The 24,732-nt window shown below is 69.0% G+C and carries 36 protein-coding genes; 15 read left to right on the top strand and 21 right to left on the bottom strand.

The features are described 5' to 3' along the window. Positions 1–39: 39 nt before the first annotated feature. The 14 genes from OG747_RS36250 to OG747_RS36185 form a co-directional block, all read right to left on the bottom strand. A complete protein-coding gene (locus tag OG747_RS36250; RefSeq protein ID WP_405883566.1) occupies positions 40–642 on the bottom strand; it encodes an HNH endonuclease in 603 nt (200 codons plus the stop codon). A 170-nt stretch (positions 643–812) separates the two neighbouring features. Continuing rightward, entirely contained in the window at positions 813–1,352 is a 540-nt protein-coding gene (locus tag OG747_RS36245; protein WP_405883565.1) for a hypothetical protein, read from the bottom strand. 115 nt (positions 1,353–1,467) lie between these two features. Continuing rightward, positions 1,468–1,938: a hypothetical protein gene (locus OG747_RS36240; protein WP_405883564.1), complete on the bottom strand. Its 471-nt coding sequence runs from the start codon at positions 1,936–1,938 to the stop codon at positions 1,468–1,470. Next, the gene (locus OG747_RS36235; protein WP_405883563.1) at positions 1,935–2,306 is read right to left on the bottom strand and encodes a hypothetical protein; all 372 of its coding nucleotides are present in this window, start codon (positions 2,304–2,306) and stop codon (positions 1,935–1,937) included. Before OG747_RS36235 ends, OG747_RS36240 begins: the two co-directional genes overlap by 4 nt. Continuing rightward, on the bottom strand, positions 2,303–2,458 hold the full coding sequence (locus OG747_RS36230) for a hypothetical protein (protein ID WP_405883562.1): 156 nt from the start codon (positions 2,456–2,458) through the stop codon (positions 2,303–2,305). Before OG747_RS36230 ends, OG747_RS36235 begins: the two co-directional genes overlap by 4 nt. Beyond that, positions 2,455–2,694 (bottom strand): hypothetical protein, encoded by a 240-nt coding sequence (locus OG747_RS36225; protein WP_405883561.1) that lies wholly within the window; start codon positions 2,692–2,694, stop codon positions 2,455–2,457. The genes OG747_RS36230 and OG747_RS36225 overlap by 4 nt, the downstream gene beginning before the upstream one ends. Further along, complete coding sequence (locus OG747_RS36220; protein ID WP_405883560.1) at positions 2,691–3,191, bottom strand: hypothetical protein; 501 nt, start codon at positions 3,189–3,191, stop codon at positions 2,691–2,693. Before OG747_RS36220 ends, OG747_RS36225 begins: the two co-directional genes overlap by 4 nt. Before the next feature lies 1 nt (position 3,192). After that, positions 3,193–3,510, bottom strand: coding sequence for a hypothetical protein (locus OG747_RS36215; protein WP_405883559.1), 318 nt, complete (start codon positions 3,508–3,510; stop codon positions 3,193–3,195). After that, positions 3,507–3,806: a hypothetical protein gene (locus tag OG747_RS36210; RefSeq protein ID WP_405883558.1), complete on the bottom strand. Its 300-nt coding sequence runs from the start codon at positions 3,804–3,806 to the stop codon at positions 3,507–3,509. Before OG747_RS36210 ends, OG747_RS36215 begins: the two co-directional genes overlap by 4 nt. After that, positions 3,803–4,378, bottom strand: coding sequence for a hypothetical protein (locus OG747_RS36205; protein WP_405883557.1), 576 nt, complete (start codon positions 4,376–4,378; stop codon positions 3,803–3,805). Before OG747_RS36205 ends, OG747_RS36210 begins: the two co-directional genes overlap by 4 nt. Continuing rightward, on the bottom strand, positions 4,375–4,977 hold the full coding sequence (locus tag OG747_RS36200; RefSeq protein WP_405883556.1) for a hypothetical protein: 603 nt from the start codon (positions 4,975–4,977) through the stop codon (positions 4,375–4,377). The genes OG747_RS36205 and OG747_RS36200 overlap by 4 nt, the downstream gene beginning before the upstream one ends. Beyond that, a complete protein-coding gene (locus tag OG747_RS36195) occupies positions 4,974–5,324 on the bottom strand; it encodes a hypothetical protein (RefSeq protein WP_405883555.1) in 351 nt (116 codons plus the stop codon). The genes OG747_RS36200 and OG747_RS36195 overlap by 4 nt, the downstream gene beginning before the upstream one ends. Positions 5,325–5,428: 104 nt before the next feature. Next, positions 5,429–5,689 (bottom strand): hypothetical protein, encoded by a 261-nt coding sequence (locus OG747_RS36190; RefSeq protein WP_405883554.1) that lies wholly within the window; start codon positions 5,687–5,689, stop codon positions 5,429–5,431. 66 nt (positions 5,690–5,755) lie between these two features. Further along, a complete protein-coding gene (locus OG747_RS36185) occupies positions 5,756–6,007 on the bottom strand; it encodes a helix-turn-helix domain-containing protein (protein WP_405883553.1) in 252 nt (83 codons plus the stop codon). Between the two features lie 234 nt (positions 6,008–6,241). On the opposite strand from OG747_RS36185, the gene OG747_RS36180 reads away from it, so the two are divergent. The 3 genes from OG747_RS36180 (at position 6,242) to OG747_RS36170 (ending at position 8,293) form a co-directional block, all read left to right on the top strand. Beyond that, positions 6,242–6,589: a helix-turn-helix domain-containing protein gene (locus OG747_RS36180; protein WP_405883552.1), complete on the top strand. Its 348-nt coding sequence runs from the start codon at positions 6,242–6,244 to the stop codon at positions 6,587–6,589. A 167-nt stretch (positions 6,590–6,756) separates the two neighbouring features. Continuing rightward, entirely contained in the window at positions 6,757–7,020 is a 264-nt protein-coding gene (locus OG747_RS36175; RefSeq protein WP_405883551.1) for a hypothetical protein, read from the top strand. Continuing rightward, complete coding sequence (locus OG747_RS36170) at positions 7,010–8,293, top strand: tyrosine-type recombinase/integrase (protein WP_405883550.1); 1,284 nt, start codon at positions 7,010–7,012, stop codon at positions 8,291–8,293. The genes OG747_RS36175 and OG747_RS36170 overlap by 11 nt, the downstream gene beginning before the upstream one ends. Before the next feature lie 148 nt (positions 8,294–8,441). Here OG747_RS36170 and OG747_RS36165 read toward each other — a convergent pair whose 3' ends face one another. The 3 genes from OG747_RS36165 to OG747_RS36155 are packed head-to-tail and all read right to left on the bottom strand — an operon-like array spanning position 8,442 to position 9,456. Then, positions 8,442–8,807: a helix-turn-helix domain-containing protein gene (locus tag OG747_RS36165; protein WP_405883549.1), complete on the bottom strand. Its 366-nt coding sequence runs from the start codon at positions 8,805–8,807 to the stop codon at positions 8,442–8,444. Next, positions 8,804–9,055, bottom strand: a complete 252-nt coding sequence (locus OG747_RS36160; RefSeq protein WP_405883548.1) for a hypothetical protein — start codon at positions 9,053–9,055, stop codon at positions 8,804–8,806. The genes OG747_RS36165 and OG747_RS36160 overlap by 4 nt, the downstream gene beginning before the upstream one ends. A gap of 38 nt (positions 9,056–9,093) precedes the next feature. Further along, positions 9,094–9,456, bottom strand: coding sequence for a hypothetical protein (locus tag OG747_RS36155; RefSeq protein WP_405883547.1), 363 nt, complete (start codon positions 9,454–9,456; stop codon positions 9,094–9,096). A 67-nt stretch (positions 9,457–9,523) separates the two neighbouring features. Between OG747_RS36155 and OG747_RS36150 the strand changes: the two genes are divergently transcribed. Further along, positions 9,524–9,988: a hypothetical protein gene (locus OG747_RS36150; protein ID WP_405883546.1), complete on the top strand. Its 465-nt coding sequence runs from the start codon at positions 9,524–9,526 to the stop codon at positions 9,986–9,988. A gap of 205 nt (positions 9,989–10,193) precedes the next feature. On the opposite strand, the gene OG747_RS36145 is transcribed toward OG747_RS36150, so the two are convergent. The 3 genes from OG747_RS36145 to OG747_RS36135 form a co-directional block, all read right to left on the bottom strand. After that, entirely contained in the window at positions 10,194–10,622 is a 429-nt protein-coding gene (locus OG747_RS36145) for an ATP-binding protein (RefSeq protein WP_405883545.1), read from the bottom strand. 607 nt (positions 10,623–11,229) lie between these two features. Continuing rightward, positions 11,230–12,018 (bottom strand): anti-sigma factor family protein, encoded by a 789-nt coding sequence (locus OG747_RS36140; RefSeq protein WP_405883544.1) that lies wholly within the window; start codon positions 12,016–12,018, stop codon positions 11,230–11,232. A 25-nt stretch (positions 12,019–12,043) separates the two neighbouring features. After that, on the bottom strand, positions 12,044–12,646 hold the full coding sequence (locus OG747_RS36135) for a sigma-70 family RNA polymerase sigma factor (RefSeq protein ID WP_405883543.1): 603 nt from the start codon (positions 12,644–12,646) through the stop codon (positions 12,044–12,046). 1,044 nt (positions 12,647–13,690) lie between these two features. On the opposite strand from OG747_RS36135, the gene OG747_RS36130 reads away from it, so the two are divergent. The 6 genes from OG747_RS36130 (at position 13,691) to OG747_RS36105 (ending at position 20,834) form a co-directional block, all read left to right on the top strand. Then, entirely contained in the window at positions 13,691–13,984 is a 294-nt protein-coding gene (locus OG747_RS36130) for a cupredoxin domain-containing protein (protein WP_405883542.1), read from the top strand. Continuing rightward, on the top strand, positions 13,984–14,973 hold the full coding sequence (locus tag OG747_RS36125) for a metallophosphoesterase family protein (RefSeq protein ID WP_405883541.1): 990 nt from the start codon (positions 13,984–13,986) through the stop codon (positions 14,971–14,973). The genes OG747_RS36130 and OG747_RS36125 overlap by 1 nt, the downstream gene beginning before the upstream one ends. Next, positions 14,970–15,425 carry a hypothetical protein gene (locus OG747_RS36120; RefSeq protein ID WP_405883540.1) on the top strand — a complete coding sequence of 152 codons (456 nt, stop codon included), beginning with the start codon at positions 14,970–14,972 and terminating at the stop codon, positions 15,423–15,425. Before OG747_RS36125 ends, OG747_RS36120 begins: the two co-directional genes overlap by 4 nt. A gap of 452 nt (positions 15,426–15,877) precedes the next feature. After that, entirely contained in the window at positions 15,878–16,876 is a 999-nt protein-coding gene (locus OG747_RS36115) for a zinc-dependent alcohol dehydrogenase family protein (protein ID WP_405885880.1), read from the top strand. A 238-nt stretch (positions 16,877–17,114) separates the two neighbouring features. Further along, positions 17,115–19,397, top strand: a complete 2,283-nt coding sequence (locus OG747_RS36110; RefSeq protein ID WP_405883539.1) for a SpoIIE family protein phosphatase — start codon at positions 17,115–17,117, stop codon at positions 19,395–19,397. Positions 19,398–19,847: 450 nt separating this feature from the next. Continuing rightward, positions 19,848–20,834, top strand: a complete 987-nt coding sequence (locus OG747_RS36105) for a TDT family transporter (RefSeq protein ID WP_405883537.1) — start codon at positions 19,848–19,850, stop codon at positions 20,832–20,834. Positions 20,835–21,220: 386 nt separating this feature from the next. On the opposite strand, the gene OG747_RS36100 is transcribed toward OG747_RS36105, so the two are convergent. After that, complete coding sequence (locus OG747_RS36100) at positions 21,221–21,355, bottom strand: hypothetical protein (RefSeq protein WP_405883536.1); 135 nt, start codon at positions 21,353–21,355, stop codon at positions 21,221–21,223. A 58-nt stretch (positions 21,356–21,413) separates the two neighbouring features. On the opposite strand from OG747_RS36100, the gene OG747_RS36095 reads away from it, so the two are divergent. From OG747_RS36095 to OG747_RS36075, 5 genes are all read left to right on the top strand, one after another. After that, complete coding sequence (locus OG747_RS36095; RefSeq protein ID WP_405883535.1) at positions 21,414–22,013, top strand: TetR/AcrR family transcriptional regulator; 600 nt, start codon at positions 21,414–21,416, stop codon at positions 22,011–22,013. A gap of 216 nt (positions 22,014–22,229) precedes the next feature. Then, complete coding sequence (locus OG747_RS36090) at positions 22,230–22,796, top strand: IS110 family transposase (protein WP_405883534.1); 567 nt, start codon at positions 22,230–22,232, stop codon at positions 22,794–22,796. A 19-nt stretch (positions 22,797–22,815) separates the two neighbouring features. Next, positions 22,816–23,001, top strand: coding sequence for a hypothetical protein (locus OG747_RS36085; RefSeq protein ID WP_405883533.1), 186 nt, complete (start codon positions 22,816–22,818; stop codon positions 22,999–23,001). A 195-nt stretch (positions 23,002–23,196) separates the two neighbouring features. Further along, positions 23,197–24,183, top strand: a complete 987-nt coding sequence (locus tag OG747_RS36080; protein ID WP_405883532.1) for a zinc-dependent alcohol dehydrogenase family protein — start codon at positions 23,197–23,199, stop codon at positions 24,181–24,183. 120 nt (positions 24,184–24,303) lie between these two features. After that, a complete protein-coding gene (locus OG747_RS36075; protein ID WP_405883531.1) occupies positions 24,304–24,606 on the top strand; it encodes a 4-oxalocrotonate tautomerase family protein in 303 nt (100 codons plus the stop codon). Positions 24,607–24,732: the final 126 nt, after the last annotated feature.

Here is a 24,732-nt window from a genome sequence, read left to right as displayed (position 1 = left end):
GAAGGGAGTCGCCGGCGTTGCGGCAGGAGGAACTCGGGGCTACTGGGCGGCCTTGCGTCGACGTCGCCAGTCACGGCTGCAGGCCCGGCAAACCCGATACGGTTCGCGGCCCGGCTTCTTCGGCTCGCGGAGGCGGGTGTTCTCCGGGGTGAACTCGTGCCCCCGGATGCAGCGCCACTTGCGTGTGTTTATGGCGCTTGGGCTCAGGCTGCGCAGGTTGTTTTCGAAGCCGGTAACTGGCTCCAGGTGCGCCGGGTTGATGCAGCGTCGGTGCCAGCAGTTCCGTCCGCCAGGGCACTTGTCGTCTGTGGAATGGCAGAGATGATCGAGCTGCAGGTCGGCCGGTATGGGGCCCACCATGGCTTCGTAGACGATGCGATGCGCCATCTTCGTGACGCCCGCCGACTTGAGCATTCCGTAGCCGTTGGTGCTGGCCTTGCCCGTGTAGATCCAGCAGCCACCCCAACCAGGCGTGACACGCGCGCGAGCTCGCTGAGGAGCAGGTAGGACCGATTGCTGACGCTTCGAGCGATGACGCCTACTGGGCCGCTCAATTGGGGTGTAGTCGCCGCGGCTCTTGACATCCGCGAGCAGCTTGCGATAGCACTTCTCGCACCGCCCGCGGCGGATCTTGCCGATCACCTCGATTCGGCAGTCATCGCACGTTCGCGCAGTCATTTCGCTCTCTCTTCGTCTTGGCGCCGGAGGCCTCGCCGCCCGTGACCGGGGGGTTGGTGGGGCGGCGGGGCCTCGGCTGCGGCGGAGCGGCTGGGGGGAAGCTGCTCGACGCCGCGTCTATGTGGGGGTTGTGGTCAGTCGGCGTCGGCGAGGGTGACGATCCGGTCGTGGGCCTCGTTGAACTGGTTGATGTCGAGGCCCATCCACGGCACGGTGTGCGACATTGCGATCAAGATGTCGTAGGCGCTGAGCCCGTCGGCCTTGGCCTCGGCCGCCGCTTCCTCGACGTCCGCGTCCGTGTACACACCGTTCCTGCTGACGTCACCGCGCATCTGGTACTCCGGGCGCGCGGGCAGCACCGGGTAGTAGCGGGCGGCCTTCGCGAAAAGCTCGTCCGCGTCGACGGTGGCGCGCAAAGCGTCCATGTCCTGCGTCCAGTTGACGAGCGCCCCGAAGACCTCGGCGGTCTTGACGGCGTCCTCCTCCGTCATGGCGTCCGCCACGGCGCGGCCGGACGTCTCGTGGCCGATGCGCCACCGGTGCGGGCTGGACGGGTGCATGCCGTCCGGGATGCGGTAGACGAGCAGACCGGGCGCGATCTCCTTTGCGAGCGGCACCGTGTACACCTGGCCGTCAGCCAAGGCGAGTTGGTAGTCGCGGACTTCACCGATCATCGGGAATCCCTTCCATGGGATGCTGGTGGTGGACTCCCGCCGACTTCACCTCGGCGGGGGTTCTTGCGTTGGGCCGCCGGCCGTGGCGGGAGCGGATCACCGCCAGGCCGGCGAGTCAGGTGGTGACGGGCATCGCGTACACGGGCCAGACGGCCTTCTGTGGCTGGTCGAGGATCGGCAGCTGCTGCGTCTCGTCGTTGGCCGTCGAGCGGTACGGCACCGGCGAGACGTAGGGCAAGACGACGGTCGGCGAGTACGGGCGGACCATGGCGCTCGGCACTTCGCGGATCTTTGGCCGGGCATTGATGACGGCCTGCCGGAGACGCTCCTGTTCGGCCTTCGCGCGGATCGTCTTGTGCCGCAGGTCCGCGTTGGCCTTCAGTAGCCGCCCGTTCTCCTCGTCGGCCGCGGCGGCCCGCAGGGAGTACCGGCTGGCGGCGAGGATGCTGCTGGTGAGCTCGCAGATGAGTTCCTCGTTCCGGGCGATCAGCGCCCGGTTGTCGGCCTCGACCTGGGCGAGGCGGCATTTGAGTTCGGCGATCCGGTCGGGGGCCCTGTGGCGGCGGACAGTGACGGTGGTACTCACGCCGCCACCCCCGCCTGCAGGCTGGCCGCGGTGTCGCGGAACGCCTTGGCAACCTGCCGCTTTTGGCGGCCCTTGGCGTCACTCCACACATGGATCGGCTGGCCGACGGTGGTCGTCAACGCGGTGATGGCGGCGTCGACGAGGTCGCTGTGCTGTGGGTACGCGGACGGGTAGCGAGGCTCCCCGTAGGCGGCGGCCAGAACAGCGCCGACAGCGCACACGGGGACGTCGGTGAGGGCTTCACCCGCGTCGGCCTTGGTCTCGTCGTACAGCCAGCCCTTGTGATGCCCGACCCGTTCCAGGTGGGCTTCCGCCTTGGCGAGGAGGTCGGAGACCTCGGTCGGGGTCGGTGCGGTAGTCGTGCTCACGACGCTCCCTTCAGCTGCTGGTTTTCGGCGATGGCCACGGCGACTTCGGCTTCGAGCTGGACGGTGTGGGCGGTGAGGCGGTCGTTGAGCCAGGCCACGAGGTCGTTGAACAGGACCGCGATCGGCGACAGGCTGGTCGGGATCGGGATCACGGCCGCCTCCGCTGCTTGGGGCGCAGCCCGAGTGCGTCGAGGAGTTCAAGGACTCCGGCAGCGATCACCGGGTCCATGGCCAGCTCCTGGCCGGCGAGGCGTGGCAGTCGGTCGTCAAGCGGATGCGGATGCTCGGCGGCGATCTGGTCGGCGACACGGACCGCGGCCCGGCGCTGCAGTACCGCGTCCGCGGTGGGCGGCTTCGGCCCGTAGTCGGCGAGTTCGACGCCCATCACGCCACTCGCCTCTGCTGCCAGGTGGTGAGCTGGTTGCCGTCTGCGTGCCAGGTCTGCGGCCGGTTCCAGTCCGCGGCCGGGAACGCGCCCTGCATCAGGGCGGCGAGGCGGGCGGAGCCTCCGCGGGGCAGGTTGAGCCGGTTGCCGTCGGTGTCGAAGCACTGGGCGATGAACACGCGGTGCACTTCGCCCGTCGCGTCGGACCAGTGCGGGGCAAGGAGCACCGTCACCGCGGCCGGCGCGATCGTGTGGATGCGCCACGGCAGCTGCCGCTGGTGCCTGCGTCGGCGTCCGGCGGAAGCCTTCCGCGGGTGCAGCGGGTGGGCTTCCCGGTCGGCGGTGCGGCGGGCCCGCTGCATCTCCAGCAGTTCGCCGCGCACACCCCGCGACCAGGCGCCCATGTCCGGTCCGTAGACAGCCGCGAAATCGGCGTCGAGCTGGACCAAGGCTTGCTCCACCTCGTCCGCCAGCGGGCGGGGCTCGATGACGGTCGCCATGTCAGGCCACCGCCGCTGCGACGAGGGCCAGGTTGGGGGCGTAGCCGACGAGTTCGACGTGGGCGTCGGCGATGGTCGCGGAGCCGGTGAGGACGAGAGTGGTGCCGCCGCTCTGCGTGTTGTGGCGGACCGCCTCCGGGGCGATATCGAGGGCCTCACGCCAGGCCTCGAAACCGCCGAGGTCGCCGTGTACGGACAGGGTCAGGCAGTGCGGGTGATGCGGCGACATGCCCACGTGAGGTGCAGTCAGATCCGGGTGGTCGGCTGACAGGAGACGCAGCAGAGCCAGCGGGCGGGACAGGTCAGCGAAGGTCGTCACAGCATCTCCTGGGGGCGCTTGGTGAGGTTCACGCGGAAGACGGGGATGGTGGAGTCGGGGTCTGCGTCGTGCAGCCAGTGCCGCTGTTCCTTGAGCTCACCGCGCGAGCCGGGCTTGGCCGCGGTCTCCGGGTGGGCGAGGAGTTCGGCGAGGTGGTCCATACGCGCCTCGAACCGCTCCTTAGCGATCCGGCGCTCCAGCTCGGGGAGCGGCACGTCCAGAGCGGCGAGGTCCGCCGACAGCGGGACACCTCGCTCGGCGATCCGGGCGGCCAGGGACGGGTCGATGGCGGTCATGAGGTCACCGCCTTTGTGAACGCCGGACCGCGCCGCCACTCGCGCATCGGACGGCCGAGGCTCAACCGCCAGGCGATCGGGCCGTGGCACTTCCGGTACGGGTCGTGGAGCCACTCGCGGCCGAACGCCGTTGCCTCGCAGCCGGGGCACTTCTGCAGCGGGCCGACCTTCGCCACGCCGCGGTTCGAGTTCGCCTGCGACCGGAACGCTTCCTGCCGTTGATGCTCGTCCGGCCGCTCGAAGTCCAGGTAGCCGTCGAGGACTTCGGACTCCTTGAGCGGGATCTCCGAGTAGTCGTCCGCCCAGTAGGCGAGCGCGTCGTCCTCGTTCTCCGCGTCCACCCACAGGAGGCGGGTCACGGTCTCGGTGACGATGATCGGGAAGCTGCGCTCGTTGACGCCGTAGGCGGTCCGGGGCAGCGTCTCCTCAAGGAGAGACTGCACGTCCCAGTCATGGCCGTCAGGCACCGGGCGCGGCCACGACTCGTTCAGGTAGCGGTGCGATCCCGCGTGCTTCAGCTCCTTGTCGCAGGAGCTCCAGGAGTCGCCGGGCTTCGGCTCGTTGCACTTCATGCCGTCACCGCCTTCGCGGCGTCGTACTGGCCGATACCCCACAGAACGGCGTGGCAGGCGAAGAGGAACTCCCACGAAAAGTCGTCGAACGACTGCTCCCACTCGGCCGGAAGCCGCAGCCGGAAGTCGCCGTGCTGGAACGATGCGACCGCGAACTCGGCCGTGCCCCGGTACTCCGTGTTGTGCTCGTCGGAGTGCAGGATCTGCTTCGTCACAGCCTCGACGGCGTCCGGGTAGTAGCCCTCGACCGTCGCGGCCTCGTCCAGCACCCAGGCACGGAACAGGTCCTCCGACCAGTCCCGAACCTTCCCGGCGGTGACCTTCTCCTGCCAGTAGCCGGGGTTGATGCCGCCGCTGCTCGATCCGCGGAACACGTCGAACATGTCCTCGGTCGGCCACACGGAGAAGCCGAACGAGAAGCCGTCACCGCGCAGGAACACGTTGTGCGGCCACGTGAGCAGGTCGAAGCGGTAGAAGCCGCCCTTCGGGTTCGCGCACTTCAGATGCCGGTACAGCCCGTCCTCGTGCAGGATGGTCATCTCGTGGCCGCGCGTCTCCCGGGCGAACCGGGCAGCGGAAGCGGAGTAGTCGGTGCTCATGCCGCACCGCCGTCGCGGGGCTGGATGACCATGTCGTTCTTGTCGGCCCAGTCGCGGGCCTGCTTCTCGTTGTTCTGCTTGACGAACTCCTGGAAGTCCGCGTAGCCGTAGGCGAGGTAGACGATCGGCCCGAACTTGAGGTCGGCCGAAGCGTTGCCATCCGAGTCGACCTCAACAGTCAGACCGTGGATGTTGGCGAACTCCTCCACCGCAGGGTTCGTGGTCAGCGGCAGAAGCATCCGGCTGTTGGTCGGGGCCTCAATCTGCGGGTTCTGCTCCAGCCAGTCCGCGAACTCGCGGAGACCCGCGATGTACTCGGTCCGGTGATCCTGAGACGATGGCTTCACGTGAAGCCCCTTTCGTTTCGTGAGGTTGAGGGGTGGATCGCGCGGCTCTCGGGCCGCGAGGCCCCTGCTGCCGGTGTGCGAACCGGTGGTGGGGGCTTGCCGCGTTAGGCGGCGGTGGCGAGCTGCGGTGTGGCGTAGTCGGGGATCCCGAGGTAGTCGGCGACGGCGCGGGCCGGGAAGCGGAGCGTGCGGCGGCTGCTGTCCGGTGTGGCGATGTCGATGACGCAGCGGCGGGCGAACTCGGGGTCGTCGTCGACCCGCATGCGGATCCACATGTCGCTGACCTTGAGCCAGGCTCGGAGCTCGGTCTTGGTGAGCAGGGGGGATGCGACGCGCAGCGGTGTGGGGCTGGGGGGGTGCTCCACGGCTTTTCCTTTCGTCTGTTGCGGAAGATTTTCCAGTGAATGTGGAAACTGCTGGCACGAAAAAGGTCACGTGGGGGTGGGGTCTGCGAACAGTTCCTCGACGGGCTTATCGAGCGCCTTCGCTACCAGGTCGCAGGAGCGTCTCGCGAACGGGTCGCGCCCACTGGGTCCGGTGGCGACCATGTGGCCGATGGCGGAGCGGCTTATGCCGTAGCCGGCCGGGTCGGCTTCTTTGGTCTTCTCGGCGAGGCGCTCGATGGACAGTCCGGCGTCGCGCATCGCGGTGCGGATGGGCTGACCGTTGTCCAGTCGGTGCATGGGTTGCCCCTTCGTGGCCGAGAGTTGATGCCGTGTGACCGAATGTGGAAGTCGGCACTGGCTTCGTTTCCACATTCAAGGTTGGATGTGGATGGATGTCAAGCGAACAAGCAGGGAAAAAAGCCTTGGCCAGCGCTTCCGCATATGCCAGAGCTTCCGCATGTGGAAATCACTACAGGTCAGATGCGTCGTCGTGACTTGTAGTGAATGTGGAAATCCCCGATGCTTCTACATGTGGATGACCTTGCAGCTCTCATCGAGCGCGTGATGGACGATCGGGGCTGGACACTGACCACCCTCGCCCGCCGCTCCGGCGTCTCCACGTCCACGATCCACTCATGGAAGAGCGGCGAGCGCGCAACCGGCAGCCGCGGCCCCTCCCCAGCCCTGCTGCGCAAGTTCGCCGAAGGCGCCGGCCTCACCGTCGCTGAGGTCTTCGAAGCAGCCGGCCGCACCATCCCCGCACCCATGGACGACGAGTCCGAGCGTCGCTTCCTCCACCTGTTCCGCAGCCTCGACGCTGCAGACCGGAAGGTAGTCGAGGCCACCATGCAGGCGATGAGCGCGCGCCAGAAGTCCTGACGTAAAGAATCTTGCGATTCTGTACAACCATTTGCGGACTTCATCTTCTGCTCACTAAACCCGTATAGCCGCTTCACGAACGGTAGTTGTCAGTTGTACCGTCGTAGCTCTGCCGTACCTCCACCTGCGGCCGGGCTACGTCAGCCGTTCCTGCTGTTGGGGGTCGCATGTGCGCAATCGTCGTCGTGGAGGACATCAGCCCGCAGGCGCCGCAGTGGGATCGAGGCAGGGTCGCCATCGTCATCGGTGACGGCCTTGACTACTTTCAGGCGCTGCGTCAGGTACGGGCGCTGCTCGTGTGGCTGGGCGCCCCGCAACACGGGCTGGGTGCGACATGCTGGTGCGGAGAGTTCATAGAGGTGCCCAAGCAAGCCCGCGTCCCCGACCAGCGGCCCGCCAATCGGCGCGAGGAGATCCGGCATGCCCCGTAAGGCGCGCAACAACCCCCGGCAGATCCGTATCAAGTCCTGCGGCTGCAAGGCCTGTACCGCCCAGTTCCGGCCCGGCGAGGATGCGACCCGCAAGTCCTGCACCGGACCGTGGCAGGCCCGCTACCGCGATCCGGCAGGCAAGCAGCGTGCCAGGACGTTCTCCGGCGAGAACGCGAACAAGAAGGCCGTCGCATTCCTCGACAAGACCCGCGACCAGGTCCGCTCCGGGTCCTTCGTCGACCTGGACCGCGGGCAGGTCACCATCGACGACTGGCACGCCAAGTGGCGGCCGACGCGGCGTATCGCCGCCAACACCGACGAGACGGTGGACAGCGTGTGGCTCAACCATGTGCAGCCGCACTTCGGTTCGTGGCCGCTGGTGTCGATCGGGAACCTGGACGTCGAGGAGTGGATCGCCAAACTGACCACCAAGGTGGGGAAGGCGACCATCGACAAGGCGTACCAGATGCTCCACGGGATGATGGCGTCCGCTCTCAAGGACCGCCGGATCACACACAATCCGTGCGATGGCGTGAAGCTGCCGAAAGCACAGCCGAAGCATCCCGACGATCTGATGCCGCCCACCTACGACCAGCTGGCGGAGATCCGCGGCGAGTTCCCCGAGCACTTCCACCCGTTCCTGGTCGTGGCCGAGGAGACGGGGCTCCGCTGGGGCGAGATGGTCGGGCTGCGGCGCTGCTGGGTGAACTTCGACGACGACAGCATCCAGGTCCGGGAGACCGTCATCCAGGTGCGCGGCAGGATGCAGCGGAAGGCGTACCCGAAGTCGGCGGCCGGCTGCCGCACCGTGCCACTGTCGGCGCGTGCCGCACACGCACTGAAGGCGCACCTGGAGAGGAATCCGGCGGCGGCGACCCGGACGGCTCCGGGCAGCGGCATGCATGCGGAGGAGCTGGTGTTCCGTTCGCCCTGGGCGGGCCGGAAGGTGAAGGGCCGTCCTGTCTTCGACGGGGTGATGGACCGGGCGGGCTTCTGGCGGAAGTGGAACCGGGCGACGGACAACACGGGGATCTCGCGCAAGGTGGAGAATCCACAGACGGAGCGGATCGAGCGGTGGCCGCACTTCCATGACGTGCGGCATGCGTTCGCCTCACGGCTGCATGAGCTCGGGATTCCGGAGGCGGACGCGCAGAAGATCCTGGGGCATGAGCGGGGCGCGAAGATCACGTGGTTGTACACGCATGCGAGTTCGAACTCGGTGACGAGTGTGCGGGCGGCGCTGGACGGCGGCGGCCTGCGTCGTGCGGTGTAGCGGGCCGCGAAAAGTCCACAACCCGTCCACGCAACCACATCAACTCACATCTACTTACATCCGAAAGTGGCGGGGCATATACGTGTCCTGACCTGGGGTTTCCCGGCCGTCAAGCCTTCCACCAGTGTGGATGCCCGCTCCACATCCGCTAACCCTTTTCCCGGTTCAGGTAGTTGTAGACGGTGAAGCGGCTCACGCCCAGGGCGCTCGCCACCGTCTCCACTCCGTGCCGCACGGAGAAGGCGCCGCGGGCCTCCAGCACCCGTACGGCCTCCTGTTTGGCCTTGCGGTCGAGGTCGGCCAGGGGCTTGCCCTGCTTGCGCTCCAGGGCGGCCAGGATGTGATCGAGCGAGTCGGCCAGCTGCGGCAGGCGCACGGCGATCACGTCCGTGCCCTCCCAGGAGAGCACGACGTCGTCGGGGCCGGCCTGGTCGGGCGCCACCATCTCGCCCCCCATGGCGTCGACCAGCGGCTTGACCGCGGCAACGAAGGGGTCATCCCCGGCGCCGGTCACTTGTCGCCCTCCCCGACCACGTTCACCTGCAGCGAGACCCTGGTCGCCCCCGCCTCCAGAGCCTTGCGCAGCAGTGCGTCGACCGCGGTGAGCACCGCGTCCGCGCCCCCCTCCGCGGTGTTGCCGAACGGCCCGACGTCCACGGCGTCCAGTTCGGCCGCCTCGATGACCTCACGGGCGACCAGCGCGTGCGGGGGCGCCTCGTCGAGATCGAAGGGCTCGGTCGTGAACTCCACTCTCAATCGCACTGTGCCCCCATGGCATCGGCTCTGGCCTGCGCGTTCTCTCAGTCCTCCGACTGAGAGGGCACATCCGGGGCACATCCCCCCGCCAGGGCACCCAACGCCCGGTCCACCGCCGCCCTGGTCTGTTCCTCCGACTCAGGGAAGAGATGGCTGTAGACGTTCAGGGTCATCGCAGCGTTGGTGTGCCCCAGTCGCTCCGACACGACCTTAACGGACTCTCCCGCGGCGATCAGCATCGCTTCCATGCGGGCATCGCCCGAATCGGCGGCAACCCCACCCTGGCGTCCCTGCTGTCGGTCTTCCGCGCCCGCTCCCGCAAATACCAGGTCTTCACCTTCCCCGAAGGCCCGCAGCTGCGCAGCAAGACCGACGAGGACCGCTGCGTCCTGGCCACGGCCCGTCACCCGGGACGCCACCGTCGAGGTGCGCCCGGCCGCGGAGTGTGCGACAGCCACGGACGAGCAGTGCGCAGTGGACCTGAGCAGGGACATGGCGCACGACGGGACGGCCACCGCGGACGAGCCCGGCCAGGGTGACTTCGACGGATCCGGCTGGAGTTACGACGCCGGCCTGCTGCCGGCCGCCGGTCCTGTCACCTGGGACGGCGTGCGGTACGAGGCACCCGATCCGACCGGGACCGCGGCGAACTTCGTCGAGGCCCGCGGCCAGACGCTGCTGTTGCCCGCCCACAGCCACGGCACCCTGCGCATGGTGGCGGCATCGCACAACGGGCCGGTGACGACCGGGCTGACCGTCCGATACGCCGACGGCAGCAGCACTGAGGTTCCGCTCAAGGTCGGTGACTGGGCCGAAGCGACCCCCGACGGCAGCACCGTCGTCCTCGACATGCCCACCGGATCAAGGCCGGCCAAGGCGTCGACGGGCCGCCGGTTCGGCTGTTCGGCAGTTCCATCGCGTTGGACGACACCAAGGTGATGCGCTCGTTGACGCTGCCGGACGATCCGCGGGTCGAGGTGTACGCGATCACGCTGTCGTAGGCGGCTCCCGGGGGCGGCCGTCGGAAGCCGTCCGGTGAAGCGGGTGTACGCACCGCCGGTGTCCACGGTGACCGGTAGCCGCCGCATCGCTGTGGTGCCGGGCCTGGCAAGGGGCCGCAGCTCGTGCGGAACGCCGGGGCCGATCATGCCGAACACCTCAGGCAGGCGTGGACTTTGCGACCGCTGCGCGTCTGGCGGACCTCGGTCGACTGTGCAAGGTACTGGACGATGCCGGTGCCGCGGCCGTGTTCGTCCGGGGCGATGTCAGGACGACGGCGCTCCACGGCTATTCCGGAATCACTGACCACAATGTGCAAAGTGCCGTGATCGAGGACGAGCAACAGGGTCATGCGCTCGCGGCCGTACTGGGCGGCGTTGGCGGCGAGTTCGTCGACGATGAGAGCGGCGGAGTCCCGCTCGCTTGCGGGAACACCCCAGTTCTCCAGCAGATCGGCCGCGAAGTGACGAGCGGTGGAGACGTGTGCCTCCTGCGCGGGCAAGGTGAGCAGCGCCTGGTGACTCAGGGGCTGGGAGAGCGGTGAGCTTGCGCGGGGGGAATCGGTCACAAACATGGTCTTCTGGCTCTTCTGTGGATGTGCGGAGACCGGAACGTGGGAGGACCGCCAAAACCATCGAGGGGCAGTCGGTATGCCGGATCCTGCATGGGAGCGCTCATTCAGTTCCACGGGCGGCGCACGCCAAACGGTTCGAGTTATTCGCGCCTTTTACCCGACTTCTTGCGAGTCCGGGTCAATGCCCGCGGTGGCTACGGCGACGTCATTCGGGGCCACCGAGGCGTCGCAGACCGGCCTCGATCTGTGAAGACCGCGGCCCGTGAACGCGGGCCGGAGTCCGGAGTTGAGTTGCCGTACTCGGCGGGCCGGGCGCGCAGGTCTGGGCGCTGAGCGTAGTGGAGGCCGGCGCCGGTGAAGCGGGCGTCCTTGCCTGGCCTTGGCATCCACCGCGTGGGGCGTGGCGAAGGACCGCCCGCGGTGCCCCTGGGGCGGGACGCTCCCGCGCGCCGGGCGCGCAGGTCGTCTTCAGCCGGGGGCAGGACCCGACGCGTTCGAAGACCACGGCCAATGCGGCGATGCGGGAGCCGGCGAGGGCGCACCGTGAGGAGTCGGCCGGGTACGCCAGGAGCCCGCTCGACGCGGCGTCGGGCGGGCTCCGCTCGCCTCACGCCCGGATGGTGACCAGTTTCTGACCGTTGCCGGCGAGGATCTCAAAGTGCTCGATGGCTCCCGGAGACATGGCAACCGCCCCTGGGACCGTGGTGCCGGGAGGGTACTCGCCTGCCCGCCAGGTGGCGCCGTCCGCCCTGGCCCCGCCGGGCCCGACCGCCTGCAGCCGGCAGGTGATTCCAGCGGGCGCCCCCCTGGCGGAGACCTGCAGGACACTGCCCCAGACGGAGGGCGAGACCTTCACCGAGGCGGAGACGCCGGTGGTGGGATCGCTTCCGGAGAAGGTGCGCAAGGCAGCCGGCGCGGTCGGCCCAGGCTGCGTCGCCTGACTGCCCACGGATCCGATGGCCGCCAGCCATGTGCCGCCAACCGCTGCCGCGATGAACGTCAAGGAGGCGGCGGCGCCGGCCAGTTGCAGACGCCAGGTCCTGCGGCGCCGGGCCGCGGCCTGCTGGAGCAGCCTCTCCAGCACACCCACCTCGGGCGCCTGCGACACCGCAGGCGCGGCGGGCCGTTCGGGCAGGGAGCCCTGCGCGTTCTCGGCTGCCCGCGCCACCAGCCGGTCGGCCAGGTCCCCGCCGGCCGCCGGCACCGTCTGGCCTGCGGCTTCGGCCGCGGTCACCGTCGCCAGCAGCGCGGGCAGTCCCGCCAGCTGGGCGTGTTCCGCCTGGCACTCGGTGCATACCGTGAGGTGGGCGCGCACCTGCTCCATGTCCGCCGGGGGCAGCGTGCCCAGGACGTATCCTCCCAGCGCCAGCCGGAGGGCCTCGTGGTCCGCGCTCATGGTCGCCACCTCCTCCATGCCACGGTCATGACTCGATGCCCCGTTCCTGCAGCGCCAGCCGCAGGGCGTGCAAGGCGTAGTACGTCCGCGACTTCACGGTGCCCAGCGGGATGCCCAGCACCCGTGCGGCCTCCACCATGGTCCGGCCCCGGTAGTAGGTCTCCAGCAGGACCGCGCGGTGGTCCGGGGACAGTGTCCGGACAGCGTCGGCCACCGCCCAGCTCTGCAGTGCCTGCTCGATCTCGTCCTCACCCGGCGTCTGCTCGGCGGCCCGCTCCAGCACCTCGCCGCCGACCTCGGCCGGCCTGGCCTGCCGGGCCCGGTGGGCGTCGATGACCAGGTGCCGGGCGACCGTACACAGCCATGCCCGGGCCGGGCCGCGTGCGGGCTCGAACGCAGCGGGATGCTGCCACGCTCGCAGCAACGTCTCCTGCACGACATCCTCCGCCCATTGCCAGTCTCCCGAGGTCAGTCGCAGCACGTAGTGGAACAGGGGTCCTGCGTGCTCGGCATACAGAGTGCGAAGCAGTTCCTCATCTGCGGTCGAAAGGGTCCCTTTACCAGAGACACGGTGCGCGGAGCGATCCGGGTCGGCCCTTGGGCCACGGTTTCGGGAACTCCATGACATAAGCCGATCATCGCGCATATGTCCCGCCTTGTCGCGTAGCACAGAGCATGGAACCTCTGCCACTCCGCCGACGGTATGCCCCTGCCGGGCCTCGCGACGCCGCCGGAACCATGCGTACGGAGCACCGGGGACGCCGGCAGATCCGTGGCGATCACAGAGAAGTCTCAGAAAAGGTGCGCATCTGCCGAACCGTGCGGCACCCGCCGCCCGTGGAGCCGGATAAGAGCCGACATACGCGGCATTCCTCATCTATCCCCCACTCGGCAAGGAATGACCAGAGGTGACCGAGATAACCACCACGCGGAGCACGCGCTCATGGCGCCGGCCACGCTCGCCCCAACACCGCACACCGAAGCCTGTACCACCGGCCGGCACCGGCCCGTACCCCGCGCACACCAACGGCGACGGCGCTACCGAGCGCTCGACGCGTACGGTCCAGGGCTCGGCAACCGCCGGCGCAGAACTCCACCTGGCCCAGCGTCCGCATCACCCGCACAGGCACCGCCGCCCTGCGATACGTCACTCGCGGCCCCAGGACGGGGAACTGCCGCATGCCGCCTACGACTTCCCGGCGCAGGCAAGGTCGGATGCGCGGCTTCCCGGCAGGCAAGGGCGGACGCGCGGCGCGGGGCACGTCGATGCGAGCGGGCCGACACGGGGCAGCACGAGCGCTCGTTCGCGGAGGCCGTCAGAGGCACGCGGCCGTGACACAGCATCCACCACCCACCACTCCGATTGCGTGCGCCGGCCAGCACACATTCCCCATCCCTGTCCGATCAGTGAGGAACGAACACCATGTACCTGAACTTTCGCTCACCATGCCGGCGATCACGCCTTGCGGCCGGACTGACCGCCGCCACCGCCGGCGCGTTGGTGCTCCTCAGCGCATGCGGGCAGTCGTCGCATTCCTCGTCCACCGGAGCCGGCGCCATCACACCTGGTCCGGGTCAGCACCAGACGGCCGGGATGCCCGGCGCCGCCGGAACGGGGAGCACGGCGGGCTCCGATCCCGGCGCCTCGGCCACGCCCAGCATGAGCATGCCCATGAGCCCCCCGAGCACGGGCGCGCCGGCCGCGCCGGTGTCCGCGGACGCCGTGGCGATCAAGAACTTCGCATTCTCCCCGGCCACGCTGAAGGTCAAGGTGGGCACGACGGTGACCTGGACGAATCAGGACACCGACGCCCACACCGTCACCAGCGCCGCACTGGGCGGCCCGTTGCATTCGGCCCCCCTCGGCACCCACGCGACCTACAGCCACACGTTCACCAAGCCCGGCACCTACCCCTACGTCTGCACCATCCATCCGTTCATGACCGCCACCGTGGAGGTGACCTGATGACCGAGTACTACGACAGTCACGACGAAGCGCCGGACGGCGATGCCGAGCAGCCCGCCGCAGAGCACGGTATGAGCCGACGCCAACTCCTCCGGCACGCGGGGTGGTTCGGCGGCGTCGTGGTGCTGACCGTGGCCAGTGGAGAGGTGATCAGCCACATCGCCGACTCCCGGGACACCGCCGCCGGGGCCGCCGCAGCGGGAAGCGGCGCACTGCGGTTCGTACAGATCTCCGACAGCCATATCGGGTTCCAGGGCCCGGCGAACACGGACGTGGCCGGCTCATTCACCGAAGCGATCAACCAGGTCAACTCACTCGGATTCAGGCCCGACTTCGTCATGCACAGCGGCGACCTGACCCACCTGTCCACGGCCGGGCAGTTCGACCAGGTCAAGCAGATGATGACCGGTCTGCAGACGGACCGCGTCTTCACCGTACCGGGCGAGCACGACTCCATCGGCGATGCAGGCCGCGCCTACCGGCGGACCTTCGCCATGGGCACGCTCGGCGACGGCTGGTACAGCTTCGACACCCACGGCGTGCACTTCATCGCCCTGGTCAACACCCTGAGCCTGGAGAAACTCGGCCACCTCGGCAACGCCCAGATCGACTTCGTACGCAAGGACCTCGCCGGACTCTCGCCGGACACCCCCATCGTGGTCTTCAGCCACATCCCGCTGTTCGCCATGTACCCGAAGTGGGGCTGGAGCACCGACGACGCCCTCAAGGTCATCGCCCTCCTGCGTCGTTTCTCCTCGGTCACCTGTCTCAACGGGCACGTCCACCAGCTGTTCACCAAGACAGATGGCAACATCACCTTCCATTCCGCCACCACCACCGCCTACCCGCTGCCGAAGCCGGGCCGGGCTCCCGCCCCGACTCCGCAGGTCGTCCCCGCCCGGCAGCTCAAAGACGCACTCGGCATCCGCACCGTCGGCTACCGGCAGGGCGACCGGGAGCTGGCGATCAAGAATGAGAGGCTGGCATGAGCACCGAAAGACTCCTCGCCCCGGCCTTGCGTTCGGCCATCGCCGCCACGCTCGCTGCGAGCGGATACATCCACGCCCAGCTCTACGTCGACGAGTACCGCTTCATCCACATCATCGGCCCCCTGTTCCTGCTCCAGGCCAGCGTCGCCTTCGCCGTCGCCGCCCTGCTGCTGATCGGGACGCCACCCCTGCCACTGAGGGCCGCCGCGGCCGGCGTCGCGCTCGGCGCCCTCGCCGGCTTCTCGGCCTCGCGCACCGTAGGCGTGTTCGGATTCACCGAACACGGCCTGCAGCCCGCCCCACAAGCCGTCCTCAGCCTCCTCGCCGAAACCGGCACACTGCTGCTCCTCGCGATCTACCGGGCGACCGTGACCAGACAACGCCGCAGTGCCCGACGGCCCGCCGGCACACCCACCTGGGACCGGGCCGCCACCCACACACCACCCAACTGACCCACCACCGCGAAGCCGCCCGGGCTGCCGGCGCCTTGGCTCGGGTGCGGCGGGAGCAGCAAAGCCACACGGGTGCTTGACGCCGTCCTCGTTATGATGCCGGTGCTGCGGTCGATCAGCCCCTGGGTGTTGCCGCGCTCCGGCGACCGTTTGAGGGTGCAGTTGATCACCAGGGCACGCAGGTCGTCGTAGCGGGCAGGCGGTGGATCGGCGGCGGGCGACGAAGCAGTCACACGGTCCCCCTGAAACCCTGCCGCCGTGCCGTTCACCACGGCGCAGAGGGTCCATCGTGTGCTGCGAACGACGACCTCGGCCCCAAGGGTGGATCCGAACGGTTCGCACGCTGCCGGAGCGGGCCCGAGATGAAGAACAGTGGTGTGGGGACGACAGTGGAACCCGATACCGCCGGCAGGTTTCCTCCGGCGCACGTCCCGGCGGTCACGACACGGAACCTGGGGGCCATCATGCGCGCTCTTGTCCTGAACCAGTACGACACACCGTTGGAGCTGACGGAGATCGAGACCCCGGCGGCCGGGCCCGGCCAGGTCCTGGTGAAAGTGCGCGCCAGCGGCGTGAACCCGCTGGACATCAAGATCCGGGACGGGAAGGCGGCCCACGCCCAACGCGTTCTGCCCGCCGTGCTGGGTCTCGATCTCGCAGGCGTGGTCGAGGCGGTGGGTGCCGGCGTCAGCGGGTTCGCACCGGGCGACGAGGTGTACGGCCTCACCGGCGGCGTCGGCGACCTCCAGGGCTCCCTGGCCGAGTACGCGGCCGTGGACGCCCGGCTCCTGGCACACAAGCCGGCCGCGCTGACCATGCGCGAGGCCGCGGCCCTGCCCCTGGTCACCATCACCGCCTGGGAGGGGCTGGTGGACCGCGCCGGTGTGAGCGCGGGCGACAAGGTTCTCGTGCACGGCGGTGCGGGCGGCATCGGACACGTGGCGATCCAGATCGCTCGCGCGCGTGGCGCCGAGGTATTCGCTACCGGCTCGCCCGCCAGCCTGGCGACGATCGAGAAGCTGGGAGCCACGCCGATCGACTACACCTCCGCCGACGTGCAGGAGTACACCGCCGCCCACACCGGCGGCGAGGGCTTCGACGTCGTGTTCGACACCGTCGGAGGCGCGACGCTGGACGCGTCCTTCGCCGCGGTCCGCGTCTACTCAGGCCACGTCGTGAGTGCGCTCGGATGGGGCACCCACAGCATCGCGCCCTTGTCGTTCCGCGGCGCCACGTACTCCGGTGTCTTCAGCCTGCTGCCGATGCTGACGGGCAACGGCAGGGAGCACCACGGGGAGATTATGGCGAGTGCGACGGAGCTGGTCGACAAGGGCCTGCTGAAACCGATGGTGGACGCCCGCCGGTTCACCCTGGAGACCATCGCCGATGCCCACAGCCTGGTGGAGACCGGCGCCTCCCAGGGCAAGGTGGTGGTCGACGTCAGCGCGTGATCGGGCGGCCCTCGCCTGGGCCGGCCCACCCCGCGTCATAGGGGGCCGGGCCGGCTCTCCCCGTCCGCTCGGTCCGCACGGCGGGGCGACGCGGGCGGAGGTAGTGTCAGTGGCATGAGGCGCCCGCCCGTCCCACGGCGGTCCGTGCCTGCATCGGGGTAACCGCAGCGGATCACCGCCTGATCCCGGCGGCGCGCCGTCGCGTGGTCACGTCGACAGGGCGGAAGGCATCCGGACCATGAGAAACCTTCCGAACGACCCAGAAAGCCTGCAGGGCGTGCCGGCCGTCATGGAAGGGCTCTGTGACGTGCTGGTGCCGCCGCTGTCGGAGGGCATGGCCATGTCCGGAGCCGTCGCCGGAATCGTCTACCTGGCCGAACCAAAGCAGTCACGGATGAAGGCTGCGGTGATCCAGGGTTCCGTACCTTTCCTGTTCGGCATGCCCGACGCCATGCCCGCCGACGCCGTCTATGCCTCTGCCACGGCGTGGCGGACCGGCGAATTCACGGTCATAGGCGAACCCGCCCCTGAACCCGGGAACGCAGCACCACCCCACCTGATCCCCTTCCCGTACTCCGCCGTCTCCGTGCCGCTGGTGTCCGGCGGTGGCACTCGATACGGAGCAGTGACGCTCATCCACCTCCTCGTACCGGGCGAGAACCGCGCACTCGACCTTCCCCAGCGGGCCATGCTGACAGGTGTCGCGGAGCGAGTGGCTGCGCGGCTGGACGTACTGGCGGCACAGGGAGTGGCCGTGGCGCCCGGCCCGAACGTGGTTTTGGTGGCGAGCCCGGACGACCAGGACGGCGCCGAGATACAGACGTCCGGCTGGGGCGCGCGGGGCGTGCCCGGATCAGCCGGTCTGTCGCTGATGTACCAGGTGCACAACTTGAGCACCTGGCTGACCCAGCTGACGAGCCTGGACGAGATCACACCCGCCGTGATGGCCCGCGTCATGACGCCGTTCGGCGCACGCGGAGTCGTCGTGGGCCAGGTCACGGACGAGCGCCTGTGGATCATCGGCAGCAGTGGTGTGGACACCTCCCTGGTCCGGGAGCTGCACGGAGCGGGACTGGCGGTGGGCACCCCGTGGGCCGACGCGGTCCTGACCCACTTCCCGAAGTTCTTCGACAGCCCCGCGGCGCTCCAACACCACTACCCCGGTGCGTACGACCGCGACGACACCGCCCGCAGCTGGGCGTTTCTGCCGCTTTGCGTGGGATGCCGTCCGGTGGGGGTCTGTTGTCTCACCTTCGCCGACGAGCGCACCCTCAGCACGGAAGAGAAGGCCGCTCTGATGATGCTCGCGGACCTTCTCGCCTCGGCGGTGGAACGCGCCCGGCTCGGAGCGTACGAACACACCCTGGCAGAGAGTCTGCAGCGGACGCTGCTGCCTCGGTCGCTGACCGCGCTGCCGGGCGTGGTCACCACCGCACGCTACGTCCCAGCCCGGACGGAGGCCGGTCTGGGAGGCGACTGGTACGACGTGCTGCGGCTGCCCGACGGACGCATCGGCCTGATCGTCGGTGACGTGGAGGGGCACAGCACCGACAGCGCCATCGTCATGGGCCAGTTGCGGAGCGCGGTGATGGCCTACGTCAAGGAGGGGCACGATCCTGCGGCGGTGCTCAGCAGAGCGGGGCGGCTCCTCTCCGAACTGGACACCGAGCTCATCGCCACCTGTTGCATCGCGTTCCTCAACCTCGAGGACGGAGTCGTCGAAGCCGCACGGGCGGGCCATCCCGCGCCCGTGCTGCGTCATCCCGACGGGCGGCTGGAATACCTGGACCTCGTGGCAGGCGTGCCACTAGGACTCGCCGACGGTTCGGGGACGAACTCCTCCACCGTCGTCCCGCCTGGTGCCACGCTGATGCTGTACACCGACGGCATGCACCGGGCGAGGACCGGAGAGTTCCCGCCGTCCACGCTGGAACTCCTGGCATGCGCCGACACCGACCTGGAGGAGCTTGCGGACCAGCTGGTGGAGACCGCGGCCGATGGCCACGACGACCTGATCCTGCTGCTGGCCCGCTTCGAGGGCGGCATGCCGGGAGCCAGCCGGCAGATCGAGCAGTTGGAGATCCCGCGGCACGACCTGGCCGGCGTATCGGAAGCACGCCGGTTCGTCCGCGACTGCCTGCAGCGGTGGAGCGCGACGGAGATCTGCGACGCGCTGGAGGTGATCACGTCGGAAGCGGTCACCAACGCCCTCATCCATGCCGACAGCGACGTCGATGTTCGTATTCGCGAATACGACGACCGCGTCCGGCTGGAGGTCCGGGACTCCGACGCCCATCCCCCGCTGCCGTCGGCCATGTCCGTATCGGACGAGGCCGAGCAGAGCAGGGCCGAGCACGGCCGCGGTCTGATGATCGTGGACTGTCTGGCCACGACGTGGGGCAGCTCACCCCATGGACGGGGCAAAACGGTCTGGATGGAACTCAAGAAACTAGAGCAAGACATGCGCGAGGAAAGCGACGAAGCTGCGAAATCCCGTGAGGGTGATTCCCCGCCGGTGTGAGGCCGACGGAATGCCGCGGACTCGCCTCAGCCGACTTCCGTGACCCGGAGCACGGCCGGAGTCCGGCCGGAAACGTGGATGACGATGTCCACCAGCAGGTCGCCGGGAGCGTCGGGATGCACGGCCACCGAGTCTCCCTTCCGCACCGGTGCCGACAGCTGTGGTGTCCTGCCGCCGGTCGGCGGCCCGCTGAGCGACTCCACGACCGCCAGTTGTCCCCCACGTTCTTCAGGACGATCTCGCGGGTGGCCGGGCAGCGGCCGATGGTGACAGCCGCACAGTTGTACCGCACGTCGTCGATCCCGCACGAGAATCCGGCAGCCACCGGTCCCCCGCTGCCACCGCTTGCGCCGGGGAGTGCCTGGCAGTCAGATGGAGTGACGTTGCCGGGTCCCGGCGCCCGGTAACGGGAACCAGCAGCCGGGAAGCCCACCGGAGGGGACAGGACCCATGACGACGACAGGGGCTTCCCCGTACCGACTGACGCCCAATCTCTTCGGTATCGGCTTCGGAACTGCCGGCCTGGCCCAGGCCTGGACCGTCGCGGCGGACACAGTGGATGCTCCGCCCTGGCCCTCGTACGTCCTGTGGATCCTCGCTGCGGCGATCTGGCTGGTCACCCTGGCCGCCTACCTCCGCAACGTGGTCGCCCAGGGACGGCTGCGCACTGAGATACCGGACCCGATCATGGGACCGTTCACGGCCCTCATCGTGATCGTGCCCATGCTGCTGGGAATCGCGCTGGCCCCGCACGCCGGGGCCGCAGGCGAGACCGTCTATGCGGTCGGTCTCGTGCTCACCGTGGTCCTCGGCGGGTGGCTGACAAGTCTGTGGATCCGCTCGGACACCCAGCTCGTGCAGTGGCACCCCGGATACTTCCTGCCTACGGTCGCCGGCGGCCTGATCGCGGCGAACTGCAGCGCCACGCTTGGGTGGACGACGTTGTCACACCTGATGTTCGGCTACGGACTGATCTGCTGGTTCGTCCTCGGCTCGATCCTGCTGATGCGGCTGTTCACGCAGCCCATGCTGCCGCCGCCCCTACTGCCGACCATCGCCATCGAAGTCGCGCCGCCGGTCGTCGCGGGCAACGCCTGGTTCGCCATCAACGGCGGCCGGCCCGACCTCGGCGCGGAGCTCCTCGCCGGATACGCGGTTCTGATGGTGCTGGTGCAGATCTGCATGGCGAGCACCTACCGCCGGGCACCCTTCGGCCCAGGCTACTGGGCCTTCGCCTTCTCCTACGCCGCGGCCTTCACCGACGGCGTCCACTGGCTGGACGTCGAGCACGTCCACGGCCAGAAGGCGCTGACCTACCTTCTTCTGGCAATCGCCACCCTGGCGCTCGCGGCTCTGGCAGCCCGCACCGTCCTCGGCCTGAGCCGGCACACCTTCCTCCCCCGGGTGCCCACGCCCGAGCTGGCCCCAGCCCGCTGACGTCGTCCTCCTGCACAGGGCTGCGGCGAACCCCTGACCGGAGGCCGGCGCGTCCCCGCCCCCGGCGCGGGAACAGCCGACGGCAGCGGGTCGGGATCAAGAGCCGATCGACTCCGGCTGCCGTGCCGCCCCCGACCCGCCTGCCCAGCACCGCTGAGTGATGGGCCGCCGCATGTCCGATGCCGGTGAGACTGCCCTCCATCTCGCCCACGCACCATTCGGAATTGCCCTCGATGGCTGACACCAAAGGACCCGGCCATGCCGATGGCGGACCTGGCCGCCGCCGTCGCGCCCATCGATCAGGCCTGCCGCATCCCTCCCCGCAGGAACGCTTCGCCGCCGCGTCCAACCGTCGGACCGCCCACGCCCGGACGTCCCTGACCTGGTCATACCGCGAGGACACACGGTGGTAGACCGGTGACAGTGAGGCCGGCTTCGCAGACCGCCTGGCGGGCGCGGTCGGTGTGGGCGAGGCAGTACAACTGCGCCCACAGTGCCGAGAGCTCCAGCGGACGCTTCACGGATTGGACCGCCTCCCTAAATAGACGTACCATTCTGTACGATTAGGGAGGTGCGGCCATGGCGACGAAGTTCCGCAAAACGAAGTCCGAGGACAGGATTCTCGCTGCTGCGGCGGAGTTGTTCTACGCCCACGGTCTGCGCGGTGTCGGGATCGATCAGGTCATCGAGGTCTCCGGGGTCGCGAAGTCCACGCTGTACGTGCACTTTCGCACCAAGGAACAGCTGGTTGCGGAGTATCTCCGCAGGACCGACGCCTCCTGGATGGCGCAGATGTCGGAAGCCGCCGAGCGGGCGGGGGAAGATCCCCGCGACCAGCTCGTGGGCCTGTTCGACGCCCTGACCGACGCTTTTGATCGCCACGGCTTTTTCGGATGCCCGTTCGTAAGTGCCGCGGTGGAGGCCGAACCCGATTCCGAGGCGCACGCCGTCACCGAACAACACGTCCGGCGGCGGCAAGCCTGGCTGACAGATCTGGGCTCACAAGCGGGCGCCGAGGATGCCGCCGCCCTGGCCCAGCACATCGGCCTTCTCGTTGACGGAGCCCTGACATCGGGGCGGCTCTTGCAGGACCGCGCCGTAGTGGGGCAAGCAAAGGCGGCCGCAAAGCTGCTGGTCGACGCCCACACCAGGGACAACTCCCCCACCGCCGCCCGGTAGGACGGCGGACCACCCCTACCCAGCGGGCTAGTCACCCTCCGCGTACACATGGCGCTCGAACGCCCGGAGGGTCGGATGTGGCTGAACAGGGCTTGCCAGTCGCGGCTCGCCAGGAGTGGCCGACCGGCCTTCCGGGGCGCCCTGGATGCTGATTGAGATCTACGTTTCAGTCGCTGTTTACGGAGCTGACAGCGGGGTGCGGGCCGACGGCATGCTGTGCGGAGCACGGAGGGGCGGGTAGCCAAGCGACACGCCTGCATCTGGGTCGGGATCGACGCGGGCAAGAGCAACCCCTGGGCGGCCGGGGTCGGTGAGACCGGTGCCACCGTGTGGTCGAAGAAGATCGACAACGACGAGTCGGCAATCCTGCCCGCGCTCGGCGAGATCCTGGACCTGGCCGACGAAGTCCGCTGGGCGGTGGACATCTCGGGCACCTCCTCCGCTCCGCTGCCGGCCTTGCTCTCGGCCCACGGCCAGCAGGCCCTCTACGTCCCGGGCCGGACCGTCAACCGGATGGCCGGCGCTTACCCGGGCGAGGCCAAGACCGACGCGCGCGATGCGTACGTCATCGCCGAGACCACTCGCCACCGGCGGGACTTCGCCGCCATCGATGTGCCCGCCCGGCCGGCGGCCGACCTGGCGCTGCTGACCGCGCACCGGATGCAGGTTCGGTCATCGGTGATCCACGAGAAGGCGGTCCCCTCCTCCAATGCGGTGCGTCAACCACCCGCGACGGGCCGGACACCGACTGGAACTTCCAGCACCTCGGGGGCACGGAGGTGACGGCGCACGAGGAGTGGCCGTGACAGCGCTGTGCCGGCGAACGAACCCTGCGCGAACTGCGCTCAGAGCCGGACACCGCACTCGCTTCCCCCACCCCCGCTCCTTCGGCCAGGTGCTCAAGAAGCTGATCGCGCGCGAATGGACGGCCGCCGAGCCCGATATTCCCGTCGGCGATCACGAGCCCCTGACCGCCCTGCGCCGATAGTTCTTCTCGCCCCCTCAGGAGACGACCGCGCTGGTGCTCGCGGCCATCGGTCATATCGAGGAGGACGCGGCGTCCCCGACGTCGGGCAGCATTTGCATCCCTTAATCGAACGAACTAGTCTGTTCGATTAAGGGCCAGGTCCTGCCGGACCCCGGCCGAGACGTAGTGCGACGATGAAAGACCGAAGGTGGCACCGTGCGCGCAGCAGTACTGGAAGAGTTCGGCACTCCGCTGATCCTGGGGGAGATCGAGAAGCCCACAGCCGGCCCTGGTGAGGTGCTGGTGCGGATCGAGGCGAGTGGAGTGAACCCGCTGGATACCAAGATCCGTGCAGGTCAGGCGGCGCACGCGAAGCGCACGCTTCCCGCGGTCCTGGGGATGGACCTGGCGGGCGTAGTGGAGCAGGTGGGCCCGGGGGTGAGCGGATTCGCCCCTGGTGACGAGGTCTACGGAATGACCGGCGGTGTCGGCGACCTGCAAGGTTCCCTCGCCCAGTATGCGGCGGTCGACGCCCGGCTGATAGCGCCCAAGCCGGCGTCCCTGAGCATGCGCCAGGCGGCTGCGCTGCCGCTGGTGACCATCACCGCGTGGGAGGGCCTGGTCGACCGGGCACAGGTCCGCGCCGGGCAGAAAGTGCTCATCCACGGCGGCGCCGGCGGCGTCGGCCACGTGGGCATCCAGATCGCACGGTCGCGCGGCGCCGAAGTCTTCGCCACCGAGGCCCCACACCGCCTGAAGGTCATCGAGGGTTTCGGAGCAACGCCGATCGACCACACCGCGGAGTCGCCGCAGGAGTACGTCGCCCGCCACACCCGCGGCGAGGGCTTCGACATCGTCTATGACACCGTCGGTGGGCCGGTTCTGGACGCTTCCTTCACCTCCGTACGAAGCTACACCGGGCACGTGTTGAGCTCCCTGGGCTGGGGAACCCACAGCATCGCCCCGCTGTCCTTCCGCGGCGCCACCTATTCCGGAGTCTTCACCCTGGCTCCCATGCTGACCGGCCGCGGACGCGAGCACCACGGCGAGATCCTGCGCGAGGTCGCCGCGCTGGTCGACTCGGGAGCCCTCAGGCCACTGCTGGACCCCCGCCACTTCACCCTTGCCGACGTCGCCGACGCGCACGCCACGGTGGAGAACGGGACCGCCGCGGGCAAGGTCGTCGTCAGCATCGACCACTGACAACTGGTGGGCGCGGCCAGCCGGCTGCGCGTCGGCCGCCGCCCCGCCCCGCCCTGGCCGACGCGCAGCCGCCGGCACCCCGGATGGGAACGGTCCGGCTGAGTCGCGCGGAGAAAGTTCATGCGTACGCCGACACTCGTGGAAGGCGTTTTCTCGGAAGAGGAGAAGCATGCGATGGCCAAGGCCCTCACCGACGTGATGGTCCAGTTCGAGGGCTCGGAGGCCTTCCGCGAGGTCGTCCGGGTTCTCATCGAGGAACTCCACACCGACGGCTGGCACATCGGCGGACGTCCGTTCCGTGGACCGGCGTCTTTGATGGAGACCCTGGAGAACTCCAAGGCGGTCGTCGAGACTGTCGACGGGCGCCCCGCCACCCGGCCGCAGTGGGCTGAAGCTGCACCTGTGAAGAAGCCTTCAACCTGAGAAAAAGGATCCAGATACCGGAGGAGGGCCACCCTGCCGAGTGCGGGCGGCCCCCCTCGGGAACAGGTTCCCCTGGGCAGCGCGGGCCGCTGAGGGCTCCGTGCCACCGGCCGGAGTGCATCGCGG

It is taken from the genome of Streptomyces sp. NBC_01384 (assembly GCF_045040035.1).
Lineage (GTDB): Bacteria > Actinomycetota > Actinomycetes > Streptomycetales > Streptomycetaceae > Streptomyces.
This window is presented reverse-complemented; position numbering and strand designations above follow the sequence as displayed.

What these genes read in the sequence shown, in the direction of transcription:
- OG747_RS36170 (WP_405883550.1), top strand. Translation starts at nt 7,010, where the DNA reads ATGCCCCGTAAGGCGCGCAACAACCCCCGGCAGATCCGTATCAAGTCC.
- OG747_RS36120 (WP_405883540.1), top strand. Translation starts at nt 14,970, where the DNA reads ATGAGCACCGAAAGACTCCTCGCCCCGGCCTTGCGTTCGGCCATCGCC.
- OG747_RS36105 (WP_405883537.1), top strand. Translation starts at nt 19,848, where the DNA reads ATGACGACGACAGGGGCTTCCCCGTACCGACTGACGCCCAATCTCTTC.
- OG747_RS36175 (WP_405883551.1), top strand. Translation starts at nt 6,757, where the DNA reads ATGTGCGCAATCGTCGTCGTGGAGGACATCAGCCCGCAGGCGCCGCAG.
- OG747_RS36140 (WP_405883544.1), bottom strand. Translation starts at nt 12,018, where the DNA reads ATGAGCGCGGACCACGAGGCCCTCCGGCTGGCGCTGGGAGGATACGTC.
- OG747_RS36185 (WP_405883553.1), bottom strand. Translation starts at nt 6,007, where the DNA reads ATGCACCGACTGGACAACGGTCAGCCCATCCGCACCGCGATGCGCGAC.
- OG747_RS36110 (WP_405883539.1), top strand. Translation starts at nt 17,115, where the DNA reads ATGAGAAACCTTCCGAACGACCCAGAAAGCCTGCAGGGCGTGCCGGCC.
- OG747_RS36095 (WP_405883535.1), top strand. Translation starts at nt 21,414, where the DNA reads ATGGCGACGAAGTTCCGCAAAACGAAGTCCGAGGACAGGATTCTCGCT.
- OG747_RS36220 (WP_405883560.1), bottom strand. Translation starts at nt 3,191, where the DNA reads ATGGCGACCGTCATCGAGCCCCGCCCGCTGGCGGACGAGGTGGAGCAA.
- OG747_RS36075 (WP_405883531.1), top strand. Translation starts at nt 24,304, where the DNA reads ATGCGTACGCCGACACTCGTGGAAGGCGTTTTCTCGGAAGAGGAGAAG.
- OG747_RS36125 (WP_405883541.1), top strand. Translation starts at nt 13,984, where the DNA reads ATGACCGAGTACTACGACAGTCACGACGAAGCGCCGGACGGCGATGCC.
- OG747_RS36210 (WP_405883558.1), bottom strand. Translation starts at nt 3,806, where the DNA reads ATGACCGCCATCGACCCGTCCCTGGCCGCCCGGATCGCCGAGCGAGGT.
- OG747_RS36245 (WP_405883565.1), bottom strand. Translation starts at nt 1,352, where the DNA reads ATGATCGGTGAAGTCCGCGACTACCAACTCGCCTTGGCTGACGGCCAG.
- OG747_RS36135 (WP_405883543.1), bottom strand. Translation starts at nt 12,646, where the DNA reads ATGTCATGGAGTTCCCGAAACCGTGGCCCAAGGGCCGACCCGGATCGC.
- OG747_RS36130 (WP_405883542.1), top strand. Translation starts at nt 13,691, where the DNA reads ATGAGCCCCCCGAGCACGGGCGCGCCGGCCGCGCCGGTGTCCGCGGAC.
- OG747_RS36205 (WP_405883557.1), bottom strand. Translation starts at nt 4,378, where the DNA reads ATGAAGTGCAACGAGCCGAAGCCCGGCGACTCCTGGAGCTCCTGCGAC.
- OG747_RS36145 (WP_405883545.1), bottom strand. Translation starts at nt 10,622, where the DNA reads ATGTTTGTGACCGATTCCCCCCGCGCAAGCTCACCGCTCTCCCAGCCC.
- OG747_RS36200 (WP_405883556.1), bottom strand. Translation starts at nt 4,977, where the DNA reads ATGAGCACCGACTACTCCGCTTCCGCTGCCCGGTTCGCCCGGGAGACG.